This window comes from Bradyrhizobium elkanii WSM2783, assembly GCF_000472865.1.
GTDB lineage: Bacteria > Pseudomonadota > Alphaproteobacteria > Rhizobiales > Xanthobacteraceae > Bradyrhizobium > Bradyrhizobium elkanii_A.
The window spans coordinates 1-17,722 of the sequence record NZ_AXAP01000084.1; the positions used below are offsets into that span (position 1 = coordinate 1).

General features: G+C 61.9%; 13 protein-coding genes, 1 tRNA gene and 1 pseudogene. 4 read left to right on the top strand and 11 right to left on the bottom strand.

What is annotated here, in order from left to right; genetic code table 11:
• From YY7_RS61090 to YY7_RS0140210, 5 genes and pseudogenes are all read right to left on the bottom strand, one after another.
• A pseudogene (locus YY7_RS61090) lies at positions 1–151 on the bottom strand (IS5/IS1182 family transposase); the annotation flags it as partial.
• A gap of 158 nt (positions 152–309) precedes the next feature.
• Positions 310–891, bottom strand: a complete 582-nt coding sequence (locus YY7_RS0140195) for an NUDIX domain-containing protein (RefSeq protein WP_028168108.1) — start codon at positions 889–891, stop codon at positions 310–312.
• Positions 888–1,322: a GNAT family acetyltransferase gene (locus tag YY7_RS0140200; RefSeq protein ID WP_028168109.1), complete on the bottom strand. Its 435-nt coding sequence runs from the start codon at positions 1,320–1,322 to the stop codon at positions 888–890. Before YY7_RS0140200 ends, YY7_RS0140195 begins: the two co-directional genes overlap by 4 nt.
• 20 nt (positions 1,323–1,342) lie before the next feature.
• Positions 1,343–2,770, bottom strand: a complete 1,428-nt coding sequence (locus tag YY7_RS0140205) for an FAD-binding oxidoreductase (RefSeq protein WP_028168110.1) — start codon at positions 2,768–2,770, stop codon at positions 1,343–1,345.
• 26 nt (positions 2,771–2,796) lie between these two features.
• Positions 2,797–3,816 carry an L-threonylcarbamoyladenylate synthase gene (locus YY7_RS0140210; protein WP_028168111.1) on the bottom strand — a complete coding sequence of 340 codons (1,020 nt, stop codon included), beginning with the start codon at positions 3,814–3,816 and terminating at the stop codon, positions 2,797–2,799.
• A gap of 69 nt (positions 3,817–3,885) precedes the next feature.
• On the opposite strand from YY7_RS0140210, the gene YY7_RS0140215 reads away from it, so the two are divergent.
• Both YY7_RS0140215 and YY7_RS54385 read left to right on the top strand, forming a co-directional pair.
• Positions 3,886–3,962, top strand: a tRNA-Pro gene (locus YY7_RS0140215).
• A gap of 542 nt (positions 3,963–4,504) precedes the next feature.
• On the top strand, positions 4,505–5,671 hold the full coding sequence (locus YY7_RS54385) for an acyltransferase family protein (protein ID WP_080664046.1): 1,167 nt from the start codon (positions 4,505–4,507) through the stop codon (positions 5,669–5,671).
• Positions 5,672–5,708: 37 nt separating this feature from the next.
• On the opposite strand, the gene YY7_RS54390 is transcribed toward YY7_RS54385, so the two are convergent.
• The 3 genes from YY7_RS54390 to YY7_RS0140240 all read right to left on the bottom strand — a co-directional run bounded on the left by YY7_RS54390 (position 5,709) and on the right by YY7_RS0140240 (position 11,768).
• A complete protein-coding gene (locus YY7_RS54390; RefSeq protein WP_051397180.1) occupies positions 5,709–6,695 on the bottom strand; it encodes an ornithine cyclodeaminase family protein in 987 nt (328 codons plus the stop codon).
• A gap of 165 nt (positions 6,696–6,860) precedes the next feature.
• Positions 6,861–8,270 carry a short-chain fatty acid transporter gene (locus YY7_RS0140235; protein ID WP_245287579.1) on the bottom strand — a complete coding sequence of 470 codons (1,410 nt, stop codon included), beginning with the start codon at positions 8,268–8,270 and terminating at the stop codon, positions 6,861–6,863.
• Between the two features lie 93 nt (positions 8,271–8,363).
• Positions 8,364–11,768 carry a molybdopterin-dependent oxidoreductase gene (locus YY7_RS0140240; RefSeq protein WP_028168113.1) on the bottom strand — a complete coding sequence of 1,135 codons (3,405 nt, stop codon included), beginning with the start codon at positions 11,766–11,768 and terminating at the stop codon, positions 8,364–8,366.
• 153 nt (positions 11,769–11,921) lie between these two features.
• On the opposite strand from YY7_RS0140240, the gene YY7_RS54395 reads away from it, so the two are divergent.
• Positions 11,922–12,605, top strand: a complete 684-nt coding sequence (locus YY7_RS54395) for a GntR family transcriptional regulator (protein ID WP_035692213.1) — start codon at positions 11,922–11,924, stop codon at positions 12,603–12,605.
• 88 nt (positions 12,606–12,693) lie between these two features.
• Here the strand turns inward: YY7_RS54395 and YY7_RS63880 are convergent, their stop codons facing one another.
• The gene (locus YY7_RS63880; protein ID WP_245287580.1) at positions 12,694–14,160 is read right to left on the bottom strand and encodes an ATP-binding protein; all 1,467 of its coding nucleotides are present in this window, start codon (positions 14,158–14,160) and stop codon (positions 12,694–12,696) included.
• Positions 14,157–15,143 (bottom strand): HAMP domain-containing protein, encoded by a 987-nt coding sequence (locus YY7_RS63885; protein WP_245287581.1) that lies wholly within the window; start codon positions 15,141–15,143, stop codon positions 14,157–14,159. Before YY7_RS63885 ends, YY7_RS63880 begins: the two co-directional genes overlap by 4 nt.
• A gap of 584 nt (positions 15,144–15,727) precedes the next feature.
• Between YY7_RS63885 and YY7_RS0140260 the strand changes: the two genes are divergently transcribed.
• Positions 15,728–16,717: an NmrA family NAD(P)-binding protein gene (locus YY7_RS0140260; protein WP_349642705.1), complete on the top strand. Its 990-nt coding sequence runs from the start codon at positions 15,728–15,730 to the stop codon at positions 16,715–16,717.
• A 413-nt stretch (positions 16,718–17,130) separates the two neighbouring features.
• On the opposite strand, the gene YY7_RS54405 is transcribed toward YY7_RS0140260, so the two are convergent.
• Positions 17,131–17,682, bottom strand: a complete 552-nt coding sequence (locus tag YY7_RS54405) for a MarR family winged helix-turn-helix transcriptional regulator (RefSeq protein ID WP_051397174.1) — start codon at positions 17,680–17,682, stop codon at positions 17,131–17,133.
• Positions 17,683–17,722 lie beyond the last annotated feature (40 nt).

The following is a 17,722-nucleotide window of genomic DNA, read 5'->3' on the forward strand; positions in this document are numbered from 1 at the left end:
CTTGTCCGATCAGGCTGTCGATATCGACCGCTCGCAGTTCGACCTGGTCGCGCACCGGCTCGCGCAGCCGCGGCGCACCGCGCCGCACTGCTTCGGCCCGTGGCTCCGCTTGTTCCGGCAGCTCTCCAAACAACTCGTCACCAGCCATCATCCCCCTCCTGCAAATCAATCCGCGAAGAGAATCACAGCTGCCACGCGCCCGATATAAAAAGATTCACAGTCTCGTAGGGTGGGCAAAGCGAAGCGTGCCCACCATCAAGCACTCCGCTCGGAATGGTGGGCACGCCGCGCTTTGCCTACCCTACAACTTCACCGGAAAATATTCAGCGCGGCGTATTGCACGAGCATGATGGTCTTGGCGTCGACGATGCGGCCGTCTCTGATCATCGCCAGCGCTTCATCGAGTGGCAGCTCCAGCACCTCGATGTCTTCGCCCTCATGGGCAAGGCCGCCGCCGTCGCCGACCCGCATCGAGGAATCATATTCGGCGACGAAGAAATGCAGCTTCTCCGTCACAGAGCCCGGGCTCATGAAGGCTTCGAACACTTTTTCGACGTGGTGAAGCCGGTAGCCGGTCTCCTCTTCCGCCTCGGCGCGGATGCGGTTCTCCGGGGTCTCATTGTCCAGCATGCCCGCCGCTGCCTCGATCATGAAATCGTCATGACCGTTGAGGAAGGGCGGCAGGCGGAATTGCCGCACCAGCACCACGCTGCGCGCGGCGATATTGTAGGGAAGCAGTGTCGCGGCATTGCCGCGATCGAACACCTCGCGATTCAGCGTCTGCCACGCACCGTCGCCGCGGCGGTAGTCGAAGGTCACCGACTTCAGTACGTAGTGCTCATCGGAGAGCACGCGCTCGTCCTTGATGCGGACGCGGTCGGAAATACTCATGGCGGCGTGCGCCCGTCGATCCATCTGGAAAACACGAGAAGCTGCTGCTCCTCATAGCCGATCGACTGGTAGAACGCGCCAACCTTGGCGTTTTCCCGCCGCACCAGCAATTGCAGTTTTGCAATGCCGGCCGCCTGGAGCCAGTCCTCCGCCGCGCGCATGATCACCCGGCCGTATCCGTTGCCCTGCCTGTCAGGATCGACTGCGACGTAATAGACCCAGCCGCGATGGCCCTCATGGCCGACCATGGCGGATGCGACGATCACCCCGTTGTCGCGGCCGACCAGGATGTCCGAATTCGGCCCGCGTCGCGCCAACGCGATATCGGCGACCGGATCGTTCCACGGTCGTGTCAGCCCGCAGCGCTGCCACAGTGCGACGACGTCAGCGACGTCGCTGTCGGACATCGGCGCGATGGCGAGCGCAGCGATAGGGGGGGGCGGTGCGACGTTCACAGTACTTTTCCAGGATTCATGATACCGAGCGGATCGAGCATCGCCTTGATGCTGCGCATCAGTTGGATCGCGACCTTGTCCTTCACATCGGGCAATTCATCGCGCTTGAGCACGCCGATGCCGTGCTCGGCCGAGATCGAGCCGCCCATCCGCAGCACGATGTCGAACACGACAGTGTTGACCTCATGCCAGCGGCCGAGGAAGTCGGCGCTGTTGGCGCCGATCGGCTGGCTGACATTGTAATGGATGTTGCCGTCGCCGAGATGGCCGAACGGCACCGGCCGCGCGCCGGGGATCAGCTTGACCACCGCCGCATTGGCCTCTTCGATAAAGGCCGGGACCGCGGCGACTGGCACCGAGATGTCATGCTTGATCGAGCCGCCCTCCGGCTTCTGCGCCGCCGACATCTCGTCGCGCAATTTCCAGAACGCCTGGCGCTGGCTCAAATTCGCCGCGATCACGGCGTCATCGACGATGCCATCTTCCATGCCCTCGGCGAGGATCACTTCCAGCGTATCGCGTGCATCGTCGCGCGGCGAGGAAAGCTCCATCAGCACATACCAGGGATGCTTGCTCTGAAGTGGATCGCGGATGTCGATGCCGTGGCGGATCGAGAAATCCACCGCGATGTCGGCGAGCAGCTCGAAGCTGGTGAGGCTGCCCGCGGCTTCGGTTTGCGAGATCGACAATAGCTGCAGCGCATCCGCCGGCGATTTCAACCCGACAAAGGCGGTCTCGATTGCGCGCGGCTTCGGAAACAGCTTCAACGTCGCCGCGGTGATGATGCCGAGCGTGCCCTCCGCGCCGATGAAGAGATTGCGCAGGTCGTAGCCGGTATTGTCCTTTTTCAGTTTCGACAGCGCGTTGAGCACGCGCCCGTCGGCCAGCACCACTTCGAGCCCGAGCGCCATCTCGCGCGCCACGCCATAGGCCAATGCGGTCGTGCCGCCGGCATTGGTCGAGAGATTGCCGCCGATGGTGCAGCTTCCCTCGGCGCCGAGCGAGAGCGGAAACAGCCGGTCGACGTCGCTGGCGCGCTGCTGAGCCACCTGCAGCACCACGCCGGCCTCGCAGGTCATGGTGTTGGAGGCGGTATCGATCTCGCGGATCTTGTCCATCCGCTTCAGCGAAATCACGACCTCGCCATGATGCGGCGTCTGCCCGCCGACCAGGCCGGTATTGCCGCCCTGCGGCACCAGCGCGATGCGATGCGCCGAGGCGAGCTTGCAGATCGCGGCGACTTCCGCGGTCGAGCCCGGGCGCAGCACCAGCGGCGAGCGCCCCTGGAACAGGTTGCGTTCCTCGACCAGGTAGGGCGCGATGTCGGCGGCATCAGTCACCGCATATTTGTCGCCGACGATGGCGCGAAACTTGTCGATCAGTTCCGGCGGAAGCTGCGGCGCTGGCGGATCTGCGATGTTCATCCCGGTCTCTTTCACTCCGGCCGCCTTCATTCGCGGCCAACGGCTGCGCGGCGCAGCCGGTCGTTGATGGCTTCGCCCAGACCGTCATGGGGAATGGGCATCACCGCGATCGCACGCGCGGCTTCGGTGTCGAGCGCGCGGAGATAGCCGAACAGATTGGCGGCGGCCTCGGCAAGATCGCCACTATCAGACAGATTCATCACGGCGGCCGCCGAATCAACCCCCGATATGCTCAAGGGTCCAAACGCCAGAAGCGCCTCTCCGGGCTCGATCCTGTCAGCGTTGAGTCGCACCCGCGTGCGCGGGGCGTAGTGGGAGGCAAGCATGCCCGGCGCGAGCGGCCTGCCGCCGTCGCCCGGCGCGAGCGGCTTGCCGTTGTCGCTTTCGGCGTCCGCTGGAAGCCGGTCGAGCCTGTGGCCGAGCACGCGCTCGATCTCCGCGCGGGGCAGCCCGCCCGGCCGGAGCAGTGTCGCGCGCTCGAAGCAGCCGACGATGGTGGATTCGACCCCGACCTCGACCGCGCCGCCATCGACGATCAGGTCGATGCGCCCCGAAAGATCGCTTGCGACGTGCTCCGCCCTAGTCGGCGAGACATGGCCGGAGAGGTTGGCGGAAGGCGCCACCACCGGCCGGCCGAGGGCGCGCAGGATGTCGCGGGCGACGGCGTGGGCGGGCACGCGCACCGCGACGGTATCGAGCCCCGCCGTCGCAAGCTCCGCCACCGGGCAGCCTTCCGTTTTTGGCAGCACCAGCGTCAGCGGTCCCGGCCAGAACGCCTCGGCAAGCGCGGTCGCCACCGCGTCGAACCGGGCGATCCGGCGCGCGGCGGCGAGATCGCCGACATGCGCGATCAGGGGATTGAACGCCGGCCGCCCCTTGGCCTGGTAGAGGTGGGCGATCGCGGTCGCATTGGTGGCGTCGGCGCCGAGCCCGTAGACGGTCTCGGTCGGGAACGCCACCAGGCCGCCTTCTTTGAGTACGCCGGCCGCGACCGCGGTCGTATCTGTTCCGGCCGGCAAGATCCGGGTTTTCAGGCTCGTTTTCACTGTGACCAAATTCCTCGAATGCGCTGCTTGCGGTCGCCCCAACCCGACGCTATAAGCCGCGTTCTCAGTCGGAGTGTGGCTCAGCCCGGTAGAGCACTGCGTTCGGGACGCAGGGGTCGCAGGTTCGAATCCTGCCACTCCGACCATATTCCGATGTGTTTTCAATCGCTTACGGTTTCGGTTGAGCGCGTCGCGCTCAACTATGGGCACCCCTGCGTAGCACGCAGTGATCGGCTTTATAGTGAGCGCCGAACCGTCCGACAATCTCGACAATTTGCTTGAGGTCTGATGTGGCACCCGAGCCTGCTGTACGGGCTGCTCTCTTGGCATGTGCTTTGGGGTTCCAGCTGCGTTCTGATGGCCGCCACGAAAGGCACGAGAACCCGACAGAATCAGCACGATCTGGGTCTCGTCATGGAAATACGGCCTGAGCCCGAGCGAGCCCCCGCGCCACGATACGATGCGAGCTCGACGATACCAGCGATGTCCATGCGCCGGTAATTCCAGATCGCCGCCGAGGTCAAACGGGTCGCTGATGTTGCCGCTGGTGCCGCTTTCGCGTGCCCTGTCGGTGGTCTCGTCGTCCTTGCCATGGCGCGAGATACATCCCGTGACGGCGATGGCGGCACATTAAGCATAGCGTCAACCGCTGCTTGTGCCGGTGGCAGGTCTTGCCTACCCGTTTTCGATGGACTCGGCCAAAAATATCACGCGGTATCATGCTCTCGACAGTTGGCGTGGCATTTGCGCTTGCATGGTCGCGCTGTTTCACTTCGACGTTATCAGCCATCTGTCGTTCCTGCCGCTCACCAGAAATGCCTACCTCTTCGTCGATTTCTTCTTCGTGTTGAGCGGCTTTGTCATCGCGTCGAATTATCGTTCGCGTCTCGCTGAGGGCTTCGGCACAGGCCGCTTCCTCCTCCTGCGGCTTGGGAGGATCTATCCGCTGCATCTCGTGACCTTGCTGCTGTTCATTCCCATCGACGCCGCGAAGGACGGTATTGGTCCAAACTTGTTGCAGGCCATCGTCACCAACATTCTGCTGCTGCAGGGACTCGGCGTTAATCCGCAGAACTGGCTGAACTTCGCGAGTTGGAGCATCAGCACCGAGTTCGCCGCCTATGTGATCTTCGCCGCCGTCGTGAGCAGGATCGGGCCGACAATCTGGCCTTGGCTGCTTCCGATCATTGCGGGGCCGGTTGTGCTCGCCACCATCAGCCCGGACGGGATGAATGCGACTTTTGACTATGGGTTGGTGCGCTGCCTTTATGGTTTCGCGCTTGGCGTTCTCGCTTTCGATTTGCGAGAGCGCTTCCCAGTGTTGCGCGCACGCCTGGCGCCATCCGTTGAGACATTGCTCGAGGCGGCGAGTCTCGTGCTCGTTGTGGGCTATGTTTCGGTCGCTGGAAGCAGCGTCACTCTGCAGGTGGCCTCGCCGCTGGTGTTTACGCTGGTCGTTCTGGTGTACGCGCGAGAAGGTGGTGCGGTCAGCCGTTGGCTGACGGTTCCGTCCATGCTCATGATCGGGACGCTGACTTATTCGATCTACATGCTGCATCCGCTCGTCAGGGCAGTGGTGCGGGCCATCCTTATGGTCGTCGAGCGCCTCAGGCATACGGAGTTGTTTGTCTCTTACGCGTTGAGCCCGGGCCATGAACCGACGAAAGTTGTCGCTCTGAATGGATCGCTCTGGCTTGGTGATCTCCTGCAAATTGCGATGCTGTTGTTGACCGTCCTGCTGTCGGTTGCAACGTATCGTCTTGTCGAGGAGCCCGGGCGTGACTGGGTCAGGCGCTTGATGGATCGGCGGAGGGTCGGCACAGTACGCGGCGCACGACCGGCTTTCGACGCATGACACGCCGAGCTCGTTCAATTTCGCACCTGTCGCGTTGTTACGCGATGTGGGCGACGCGCCGTATGCGGGTATTGTATGCAAGGCCTGCGGCGGCAAGATCCGCCAGAGCGGTCCCGACTGCCTTGAACATGGTGATGTCGTCGCGCGATCGTCGCCCGTGAACGGCGCCGCTGCACAGTTCGGCTAGCGACGCCTTCAAGTCCTGACGTGACAAAATTCCCGCCTCGATCGGGTGGACGAGATCACCGGCCTCATGTGCCGCCTCATAGGTGTCCACGAATATGGCGAACCGCTTGATGACGTCGTCATCCGATTCCCGCATCGCCGGCGTGAAGGCGCCGATGAGATCGACATGGACGCCGGCCTGCAGCCATTCACCTTTGATCAGTGGCGATGTTGCCAGAGTGGCCGACGTGACGATATCAGCCGTCCTGACGGCATGTTCAAGGTCGGACACGAACACGGCATCCAGTCCGGAGTCACGGAGACGATCCACCATCCGAATGGCGCTGTCGGCGTTGACGTTCCACACGCTGATCCGGCGAATGTCGCGGACGGCCCGATAGGCTTCCGGCAAAAGGCTTGCGATCCGGCCGGAGCCGAGAATGAGCAGGTTGGTCGCGTCTTCGCGCGCCAGATAGGACGCCGCGAGCGCTGACGTCGCAGCGGTTCGCCTGGCGGTAAGGACGTCACCTGCGACCGTCGCAAGTTGCACACCGGTGCCGCTATCGAACAGCAGATAGACCGATGTGAGCGCCGGCATCTTGCGCGCGGCGTTGCCCGGGAATACGGCGACCAGCTTGACTCCAAGCAGATCATCAGCTTCCGATTTCTGCTGCCATGAGGGCATCAGCAACAAGGTCGCGTTCGGCTCGCCCGGAACTGGGATCGTATGATGATGTCGCGGCGGCACAGTGCAGCCCCTGACAAAGAAGCTGCGCAGATGCGGGATCAGCTCATCCATCGGGAGAAGGCGCGTCGCCTCCTCTGCATCAATGGTCTGCAGCGGTTGTTTCTCGGTCATGGCCTTCTCATTGCAAGACTTTGTGTCGCGGCTCTCGCGCGACGCCCGCATGCTGTCGCGGTTGCCGAACCAAATCGAGGTTGTGCTTCGGCGTGCCGGACGAGGACACGCCGGGACGTCAATGCGGTCGTCCCGGCGTGTCAGTTCGCGCGGCTCAGCGGTCGATCAGGGAAGAATTGGCGGGTGGTAGGTGAACGTCGTCATCAGGATTGCCGCAAGGATCATGACGATCGGGAAATGCACAAAGAACTGCACCGAGGTGTAGCCGATCAGGTCTTTTGACTTCAAGCCGAGTATGCCAAGCAGCGGAAGCATCCAGAATGGATTGATGAAGTTCGGCAGCGTCTCCGCGATGTTATAGATCATCACAGTCCAGCCCAAATGAGCCCCGATCTCATTGGCCGCCTTCATGATGTACGGGGCCTCGATGATCCACTTGCCGCCAGCCGACGGGATGAAGAAACCGAGTACCGCGGAATAGATTCCAACCAGGAACGAGAAGACGGTCGAGTTGGCGGAGGCGTCCACGAACCAGTGTGCGATGGTGTCGGACAGCGTTACGCCCTTGCTGTTCGGCACCTTGGTCAGCATCTGAGCGATTCCGGCGTAGAAAGGAAACTGCAATAGCACGCCCGAGACGCTTGGCATCGCCTTGGAAAAAGTCTCAAGCAGGCTGCGTGGACGCCAATGCAAGAGGATGCCAAGCACCAGAAAGACGAAATTGTAAGTGTTCAGGCCCGACAAAGTGATCAGCGGATTGCCGGACTGAAAGGTCTGCCAGAGCCAGCCCAGCGCCAGCACGACGATCAGGATCGTCAGAATGGGACTGAACTCGAGAAAATCGCCGGGCCGCGCCGGCTTCTTCGGCTCGATTCGGTCGTCGTCGAGCGACACGCCGAGATCCGCGGCGGTCTTGACCAACCTCGGATCTGGAGCAGTCAGGTAGCAGATCGCTGCGGATAGCGCGGTGACGACCACCGTCGTGACCAGATTCTGCCACGTCAGGATCGTTTCAGAGAAACCGATGACGCCGGTGATCGGCAACAGCGAACTCGGGATGCTGGCCGCATTGGCCTGAAGCTGGGCGGCTGATGATGTGATGCCGAGCGTGAAACCGCAGCCGAGGCCGAGATAGCCAGCCGCACCGGCCGCGCGATAGTCCAGCCTGATGTCCTTGCGCCGCGCGATTTCGCGCACCAGTAGGCCGGAAAAGATCAGACTGAGACCCCAGTTCAGCAGCGACAGGACGATACTGAGGACACCGACGAAGACCACAGCGCCGCGCGCGGTGGAGGGTACGGCCGCCAGCCGCCGCAGCACCGCCGCGACCGGCGGCGACATCGCGACCACATAGCCGCCGATCGCGACCAGCGCCATTTGCATCGTGAACGGAATGAGATTCCAGAAGCCGTCGCCGAAGGCGCGGCTGACCGCAAGCGGTGAGCCTCCATGCACGATGGTGCCGAGCGCGATCACGACCACGGCAATCAGAACGAACACATAGGCATCCGGAAACCAACGCTCGGCGAAGGCGACCATATGCTGCGAGAGCCTTGCAAGCAGGTTGGTCTGCATCGGCATTTTGTCAGGAAACGAATTTCTATGCGTAGCGTCGGTCATTGCTGCCCCATTATTATGTCGGTGTTGGTTTCGTCGCGTCATTGCCGGTCAAAGCGCGAGCGTGAGTTCGGAGAGAGGAACCGTCTGGCAGGTCAGGCACTGGTCCGTCGCGCCCACATCGCCGCCGAGTTGTGCGACGTCGCCCTTGACGATGCGCATGGCGCAGCTCTCGCACTGGCCGACACGGCAACCGCTGGGAAGAGACAGGCCCGCGGCCTGAGCGGCATCGAGAAGGGTTCCGAGTTCAGGCGACCAGATAAAGCTTTTGTCGGTACCGGCGACGTGAACCTTCTGTGGCTGCAACGTCCGCGGCACGATCGGCGGTGATGCGAACGCCTCCGCGAATACGTCGAAGCGCGGCATGCCCCGTTCTACCAGTCGCTCAGTCATTGATGTCGTAAAGTGCGGCGAGCCGCAAAGATAGGCGAGGGGCCTCTGCGGCAGCACTGGATCGATCGCCGTCAGGTCGAGCCGCCCCATGTAGTCGTAGTCCTCTGGGCAACGATCTTGCGCGCGCGGCGCTGAAAACGCCGTGACGAGATCAAGTTCCGGGAGACGGTCTGCAAGCTCCCGCAACCGCCGGGCAAAGGGATGCTCATCACCGTTGCGGCAACCATAGAGCAGAAGCACCTTGGCGACGCGCTCCGTCGGCTCGCGCTCCGCCAGCGCCTCGAGGTGACTCATAAAGGGTGTGATGCCGATACCGGCCGCGAGAAAAATGAGAGGCCGGGGGCCCGCCAGCGGCGGGGTGAAAATTCCTCTCGGCGCCTCGATCTGGACTTGATCACCGACGGTCAGGCGATGGATATGAGCGGAAAGATGACCGCTGTCGCGGGTGTGGGCCAAATTGTCGAAACGCCGTTTCTTTATTGCGACCGACAGGACGTCCTGGCCGCCATGGCCGGTCAGCGAATAGGCGCGGGTCACATCGATTCCCGGCAGGCCCAGCATGACGTGTTGTCCCGGCCGGAACGCGGGAAGCGGGCCGCCATCGCGCGGGAGGAGGTCGAGCGCGATGACATCGTTGGACTCGTTGCGAATGGTGGCGACCGAGAAAGCGCGCCGGCCGACCCAGCGGCCACGGCTCGCGGTCTCGTCCTTGCGAATGTCGCAGCGTATCGCCCGCAGCGGCACCGAGCCGCTGACCGGATCGCGCGTTGCGTCGCTCAAGCCGTCGTTCATGTTCGATGTCGCAAAACCGGCGGAGCTGGTCGCTTCGCGGCCCAGTGGCGGACAATCCTCCCACCAACCGAACTCGGCGATGGCGACGCGATCGTCGAGGGCTTCGTTCAGCCGCACGCGCAGCCGTACCTCTCCCGTTGACGTCTCGACGATCGCCCAGTCACCATCCTCAAGGCCGCGCCGCGCCGCGAGCGTGCTGGTGATCTCGATCGCGGGATCAGGCGTTTTCTTGCGAAGCGAGGCGACGTGACGGTGCGAGCTATGCACGAACCAACCGCTCTTGGCCGTGGTGAGCACCAGTGGGAAGCGGCTGTCGGGGGTGTCTGCAAGCGGGCTCTCGGCGGGCTCGATATGACCTGCCAGCGGCGCGTAGCCGTGATCGAGCATCAATTCCGAATAGATTTCGACACGGCGGGTGGGCGTGGCAAAGCCCGCGATCGTGCCGTCCTCCCGCTGCACTGCGTATTTTTCGTGCCGGAACGGCTGGGGAAAGCGCAGGCCCTCCGGATGCCGACGAAGTTCGTCGACCGTCACGCCAAGCGGCGCGAGCTGATGGTTCCAGCCAGCGCGGATGTCGCCACCGAAGAATTGGTTTGCCAGGCCCAGCCTGACGGCGAGCTCGGCTGCGATTTCATAGTCTGCTTTGCACTCGCCGAGACGCGGAAGCATCTGCGGACGGAATTGTATCGTCTCGACGGCATCCTGCGTGATCTCGAAACCGATTTTGAGGGCGTCCCGCTCCCACGGCATATTGGCCGGCAGGATGATGTCCGCATTCTCTGCCGTCGGATTCATGAACATGTCGACGTGGACGTGGAAGTCGAGTGCACGCAATGCCTCGCGATTGCGTGAGGAGTGCCCCTGCGAAACCATGAAGTTGGTGCCGAAGCTCATCAGCGCCCGGACGCGATAGGGTTCGCCGGTGAGCACGGCGCGGCTGAAGTCGCGCGCCGTGATCCATCCCCGGCTTGGTGGCCCCAGCGGCAATTCGTCGATGCCGAGCGCTTTGACCTTCTGTTCCGGCGGCAACAAGTCATAGTCGTTGACGGTCCGCGTCGGCGGCGGCACCGGCCAGACATTGCCGCCCGGCCGGTCGCAGGCGCCGGTCAGCGCGTAGAGTGTCGCGATCGCCCGCTCGGTCATCGTCGCATTGGTGTGCTGGCCGACGCCGGTCCACGAGTGGTAGGCGAGCCTTGGGCTGTTCTCGAACAGGCCGTAGAACGCAGCGATGTTGCGCTCCTCGAGCCAAGTCACTTCGGCGACGCGAGCGATCGTGTAGGGGGCAGCCTCCGTGGCCAGCAGACGAAATGCGGTCGCCGCAGCGATGACGCGGCCATCGCGCGCGGCAAGCGTCGTCCGGCCATCCAGCCTGCAGTGCGCAGGATCGAGAGCCGCAACGCGGGCGTCGTAGGCCCGCGCCATCCCGGACTGATCCAGCACGACGAAAGCTTCCGACGCTTGATTGTCCCAGAGTTCGTTGGCACGAACGAAGCGGCCTGTATTGGTGTCGACCAGGAAAGGCCCGTTGGTCCAGCGCGTGACGAAGCCCGCATCGAACGATCCTGTCGCGATGAGATGCCGGATTGCGCCCAACGCGAGGGCTCCGTCCGAGCCGGGACGGATGCGTAGCCAGAGGTCAGCGTCCTGTCCCGATCCGTTCGGCTTGGGATCGACCACCACAACCCGCGCTCCGCGCCGTCGCGCATTGCCGATACGGGTCGCCTGGGCAAGCCATGTGCGGGCGGGATTGTGTCCCCACAACACGATGGCGTCGGCCTGCTCATAATCCGGAAAGCCGATACCGCGGCCGAAAGTCAGGGCATGGGCATAGTCCTTGTGCCAGCCGCAGATTTCGACGGCGTAGATCAGATTTGGACTGCCGAAGCACCTGATGAAGCGCTCGACCCACTCGAAGCTGTCGACCATCGGGGTGCCGCTGGGCGTGGTGACGGCAAAGGCCACGGCTTCAGCGCCGGATGTTTTGCGAATGCCGCCGAGCTCTCGGGCGATGTCGTCCAGCGCCTCGTCCCAGGAAATTTCGGTCCAGCCCGGATCGGCAGCGTCTCGCGGCGCAGTTCGACGAAGCGGTTTGGTCAGCCGCCGCGGACTATGGACCATCTCCGGTGCGGCGCGGCCCTTTGCACATAGCGCTCCGCCGGTCGGATGCCCTTGCAGGCTCTCGACGCCGATCAGCCGGCCATTCTCGACCACCATGGTCGAGCCGCACCGTGATCGGCAGAGCGTGCAATAGCCCGGGATGCGCTCAGCCATCGTCAATGAAACCGTGTCACAGGGAAGTTAATGTAGCGCGTTACTGTAACGCTTTACACAGCATGATCTGTGGGCATATCCTCCGTCAAGCGCATTTATTGTGCTGCACTTGCTAAGCCGGAGGGCTCTGGAACCGACGAAGCGGAGATGGGGATGGAGCAAAATTTACGGGAGCAGGTGGTGCAGCAGGTGCGCGCCGAGATCATTTCCGGTCAGAGCGCGCCGGGAACGATGTATTCCGTGCCGACCCTCGCCACGAGCCTCGGCATCTCGACGACTCCCGTGCGCGAAGCGCTGCTGGAGCTGACGCGCAGCGGACTGATCGAACCCATGCGCAATCGGGGCTTCAAGGTGGTCGAACCGACCTTGACCGAACTGCGCAACCTGTTTGATCTCCGCGAAGTCCTGGAGCTCCATGCGGCCGCGATCGTTGCACGCAAGCCAAAGAGGGATCTCGAAGGGCTTTATCGCTTTGCCGATGACATCGCGCGCGCGGTGAGAACGGAAGACCTGAGGCTCTATCTCGAATCCGATCGAAGCTTTCATCAGATGTTGACGGCCGCGGCGGACAATGCACGACTCACCGAGTTGGTGATGGGATTGCGTGACCAAATGCGACTTTACGGTATCAAGTCGCGTGCAGGTCTCGCCCGCCAGAATGAGTCAACCGCGGAGCACTATCAGATCATTGAGCTTGCGATGGCCGGCAAGGAGGAGGCTCTCACCAATCTGCTCAGGCATCATATCAGGGCCTGGGAGCCGATCTTTGTTGAAGCGTTGTCACAGGTGACGATCCCGCGCGAACCGATTGCCGCCAATCGTGGTCGGGGGCGCTAGTTGCAGGCTGCTCCACGATCCGCACCTGCCCGAGGGATTTGCGGTGGCCGCCAACCAGCAATCAGCATTGTGGTAAACGGGTCAGCGCTCATGCTTCGTGCAGCATCGCGTGCAGACGCCGGGCAAGCTCTGCCAGGCGGAACGGCTTTTCGACAATTGGAAATTCCCCGACCGCATTGTGTCGTTCCAATACATCTGCCGCATAGCCGGAGGCGAGCAGGATTCTGATATCCTTGCCGAGCTTCCTCGCTTCGCGAGCAAGCTCAACTCCGCTCATTCCGTTGGGCATCACGATATCACTCAGCAAGAGCTCGAAATCCTGACCGCTCTGCAGTATCCGAAGCGCGTCCATGCCGTTCCGGGCACAGGAAACCTGATAGCCGCACGTGGTCAGCATGGCTGACGTGGCCTCCAGCAGATCCTCGTTGTCTTCAACGAGTAGAATTCGTTCCGTGCCAGTCGGTATGGCCTGGGGTTGAGAGCACTCCGGATCAGCCTCACGCGCTTGCGCAGCCCTGGGGAGGTATAGATCGATCGTAGTTCCGGCGCCGGGTGCGCTGTTGATGACAATATGGCCACCAGACTGTCGAACGAAGCCATAGACCATGCTGAGTCCGAGTCCCGTACCCTTCCCGACATCCTTGGTCGTGAAGAATGGCTCAAACACGCGGTCCCGCACTTCCGGGGGCATTCCGCAGCCGGTGTCTGCGACGGAGAGCCTCACATACGATCCGGGCGGACAGCCGGACACTGAGCTCCTGTCTTGGACCACGTTCCGGGTTTCGATCTGCAGTACACCTCCACCAGGCATGGCATCGCGCGCATTCAAGGCCAGGTTGAGGAGCGCAGTCTCCAGAAGCGACGGATCAACGCGACACATCCATAATTCTTCATCGAGCCGCAGTTGGACTTCGCATCCATCCCCGACGGCTTGGCGAATGAGTCCCTGGAATTCGGAAAGGAGCCGATTGGGGTTGACGAATTCCGGCTTCAATGCCTGCCCACGGGAAAAGGCGAGAAGCTGCGTCGTGAGCTTCGTTCCGCGATGCACGGAACGTCGCGCCGCTGCGGCGTATTGCCGGATCTTGCCGATATCTGGGGCATCCTCGATGAGTTCGAGGTTCGCAGAGATCACCGTAAGCAGGTTGTTGAAGTCGTGCGCGACGCCGCCGGTGAGCTGGCCGACGGCCTCCATCTTCTGGCTCTGATGGAGCTGTTCCTCCATCTGACGGCGCGCCTCCAGGGCCTGCTTGTGATCGGTGATGTCGCGGAGGAAGATCGCGAGGCCGTGGCTGGAGGGAAAGGCATTGAGTGCGTACCAGACGTTCGTGCGCGGGCAAAACATTTCGAGATAGGTCGGTCGTCGCTCTGACGTCGCCTCCCGAATTTTCTTCAAGGCTTCCAGATCGGCGGCGACCGGAAAGGCTTCTGAAAGGGCCATGCCGACGATGTTCCGGCCGTGGGCGACACTCGCCGAGGCCGGTCCATTGAGATAGCTGACCCGCCAATCCCGATCGACGATAAGCACGCTGTCGGTGGTGTTCTCAAAAATCATGGTGAACCGAGCGGCAGCTTCCTCGGCTCTCTCTCCTTTGCTTCGGACAATTCGTGCTCGCGGCGTTCGAGCGCATCGGCCATGGTGTTGAACGCTTCGGCGACCCGGATGATTTCGGATGTTCCCTGGACGTCGACGCGTCGTGCAAGGTCGCCTAGCCGCCATTGGTTGGCGGCGTCGACCAGTTGCTCGAGCGGACGATGGATGAACCGCCGAGCCCCCAGCGACGTCAGGCTCAACACCAGCGCGGTGCTCAGTACGATCAGGAAAACGCCACGCTGTGTGCCGTGCTGGATCTCGGTGAACGCCCGGGCTTTGTCGAGGCCAAAGGCGATAACGATTCCCCCATCCTGCAGGACCGAATAGCCGACGATCCGCTCCACACCATCGAGATCGACGATATCGGCAGTGCTCCGATGGTCGGGCTTTCGATCGTTATCCCCGGGTATCCTCCGGCTGGCAAAGCGGTCGTTGTCGGGATAACGGGCCAGGTACGTGCCGTTCCGGTCCATGATCGCAAGTGCAGCTCCCGGCGGCACGTCCTGCTGAGCGATGGAGCCGGCAAGCCAATCCAGGCTGAGGGCGGCTATGACGACGCCGCCAAGCCGGGCATCGTCGCCATAGAAGGGCAGCGCAAAATGAAGGACCTTGCGACCAGTCTGCCGACCGATTGCGAACTCTCCGACTGTGAATTTGCCGGTTTTCAGTACGTCGGCGAAGTAGGGCCTTCCAGCCGCGGTCGATCGCTTGTAGTCAATGTTGGTGTCACAGAAGGCGTCGCCGTTCGTGTCGACCACGATGAAGCTGATGAACCCCGGATATCGTCGCATGATCCTGGCGAGGTAGGCGTTGCAGCCTTCCGTGTTCTTCGCCTTTATCGCCGGAAGCTCCGATAGTGCGATCAGGGCTTGATGCATTCCCTGGACGATCTGCCGCTGTTCCGCCGCGGCAAGCTCCGCCAGGTTGAGGGCCTGGTTTTGCACTTCGACTTGGCGGGTGCAACGGAATTGGAATTCATTGTAGGCTTGAATCGCGATAGCTGGGATCAATGCGATAGCCACCAGCAGGAATAGACGTGATAAAAGAGTCACTTGTTTGCTTACTTTCTGCCCGCGATCTGCGGTCCTGCAACGCCCGTCGACCCAGTGGCGCTCTGACGTCGATCGCTGACGAAATGCGATCTGCGGTGCTCAGGACAATCATCTTGATCGCGACGCTAATCATGCCGTTGTGTAAATGACGCTTCAGACAAATCCTTCGGTCTCCGTTGTGCGAAACGATGTTCATTCGACGTCCTCGCAAGCGTGAGCAAGGGCACCGCCAGACGCGGGCTGTGCGGTCTTCAAATGTTGGCGAGCTCTGCTACTGGATCATGACGCGATCGGACTGAGAAGTTACATCTGTAACGACAGGAGCGACGCCGCCTTCGTGGCGATGGCCAAGTACGCGCTCGAATTCATCATGCATCTGCGGAGTTTGCCCGTTCTGGATCGCCCATGGCGCGCTTGAGCGGCATGATATCGGTCACAAGCAGGTAGGCTGTCGCAGGAACTCCTGCCGCTATCGAATGCAAGTTCATGAAGGAATCCGCCTGTTGCAAAAAGTCTTGTATGCCCGTATTTTAGGGGAATATGCCCCTATCGATCAAAGCGGGGCACGGATCGCCGCCTCAAGTGAGGGAGTATCCAGGATGAAACCGACTATCTTGATCGCCGGCGCTACAGGTGCGACCGGCCGCGTTGCCACCAAGCTTCTCCTGCAGCAGGGCTTTCCTGTGCGGGCGCTCGTTCACCGCGATGACGAGCGCTCCAGCAAGCTCCGAGCCGAGGGGGCCGAAATCGTCGTCGGCGACCTCCTCGACTTCCGAGCCGTACGCCGTGCGTTCGATGGGGCGCAGCGGGCATACTTCGTCTATCCGATCCGGCCCGGCATCACCCAGGCGACGGCGCAGTTCGCGCAGGCTGCGCTTGAGGCCAAGGCCGAGTTCATCGTCAATATGTCGCAGAAATCGTCTCGTCGGGATTCGAAAAGCGATGCTGCGCTTCAGCACTGGCTGTCGGAGCGCGTGTTCGACTGGGCCGGGACGCCCGTCGCGCACCTGCGCCCGACTTATTTCGCTGATTGGCTCCTCTACATGCGAAATATGATTCGCGCGGGCCGGATGTCAGTTCCTTTCGGCACGACGGGCCGCCATGCGCCCATTGCTGCGGAAGATCAGGGGGCTGTCATCGCCGCGATCCTGGCCGATCCGGCGCCGCACAAGGGGCAAATCTATCCCCTCTTTGGCCCCGTCGAGCTTACGGCTCCGGAAATCGCCGCGACGGTGGGTAAAATCCTCGGCAAGGAAATCCGCTACGAGAAGATTACCGCGCAGCAGTGGGCGCGCGAAGTCACCGGACAGGAGATTCCGTTCCTTGCGCAGCATCTGCAGGAGGTAGCGATCGACCACAACGACGGTATCTTCGCTGGGACGAATGACTTGGTCGAGAAGATCGCCGGTCGGCCGCCGATGACCGTCAGTGAGTTCGTCGAGAAGAATCGGGCGGCCTTTCAGTAGGCCGTCCACGTCAGCTCAACGACCGATAAACATTTCTCGACTTGAGGAACGGCATTTTCGGGATTTGGACGCGCGTATGCATGACCTGATTGGCTTTTCGATCGAAGCGCACGGCGGACTCGCTCGTTGGAATCAGCTCCGACAGATTTCCGCGAGCTTCATTCCTGGGGGGATCACAGAGCGACAGAAGGCATCACATTCTCCCATAAGCGCCGGGTTTACCTTCCGGATGCCGAGGGAAGGCCAAAAATGGATACGGTGATGATTTCGATCGATCTCGACGAACTCGAACTTTTGCGCGTGGCGCCTCAGCGGCGCAGTGCAATAGGCGGAGCGCGCTTCGCCACGTCGGGTGGCGGACTATGCGGTCAAGCTGGATTCATTGGGCGGCGAGCGATTCAAACATCTCGCGGTCAGGGGGATGTGTTTGAACGGCCATATGCCGCTTTCGGCCTATTCCGTCCCGATCTGGCCTGGACCGTTTTGCTCGATTGAGCCTTCACCGAAGTCTCTTTCTCGCCGCGCTCGCCCAAACCGCACGAGAGAAGCTGATCCATGAGTTTGTGCATGGCAAGGACGTTGGAAGCACCGAACTCAGTCTTGAATTCAGCTTGCGCACGTTCCCATCCCGGCCGCGCCAATTTAAACCGCTCCAAACCAGCCTCAGTTATGGAGATGAGGCGAACCCGCCGATCCTTCGGACCGATCTCGATCTTGATCAGGCCGTCACGTTCAAGCGGGCGAAGGTTATGACCGATCGTGGCGCGGTCCATGGTCAACATCTCTGCCAACTCAAGCATCGACTTCGGTCCGCGTTGCTTCAGATGACCCAGAATCGCGTATTGCGTGACACGTAACCCGGACGCCGCGATATGTGCATCGTAGAAACGGTTAACATGGCGAGCAGCGCGCCGCAGCTTTGTGCTGTTGCACAAATCAAGCACATCGACATCGCCAATCGCCATATTTGCATCTCCTGTCCGCGACTGATGCAAGCCCAGATAG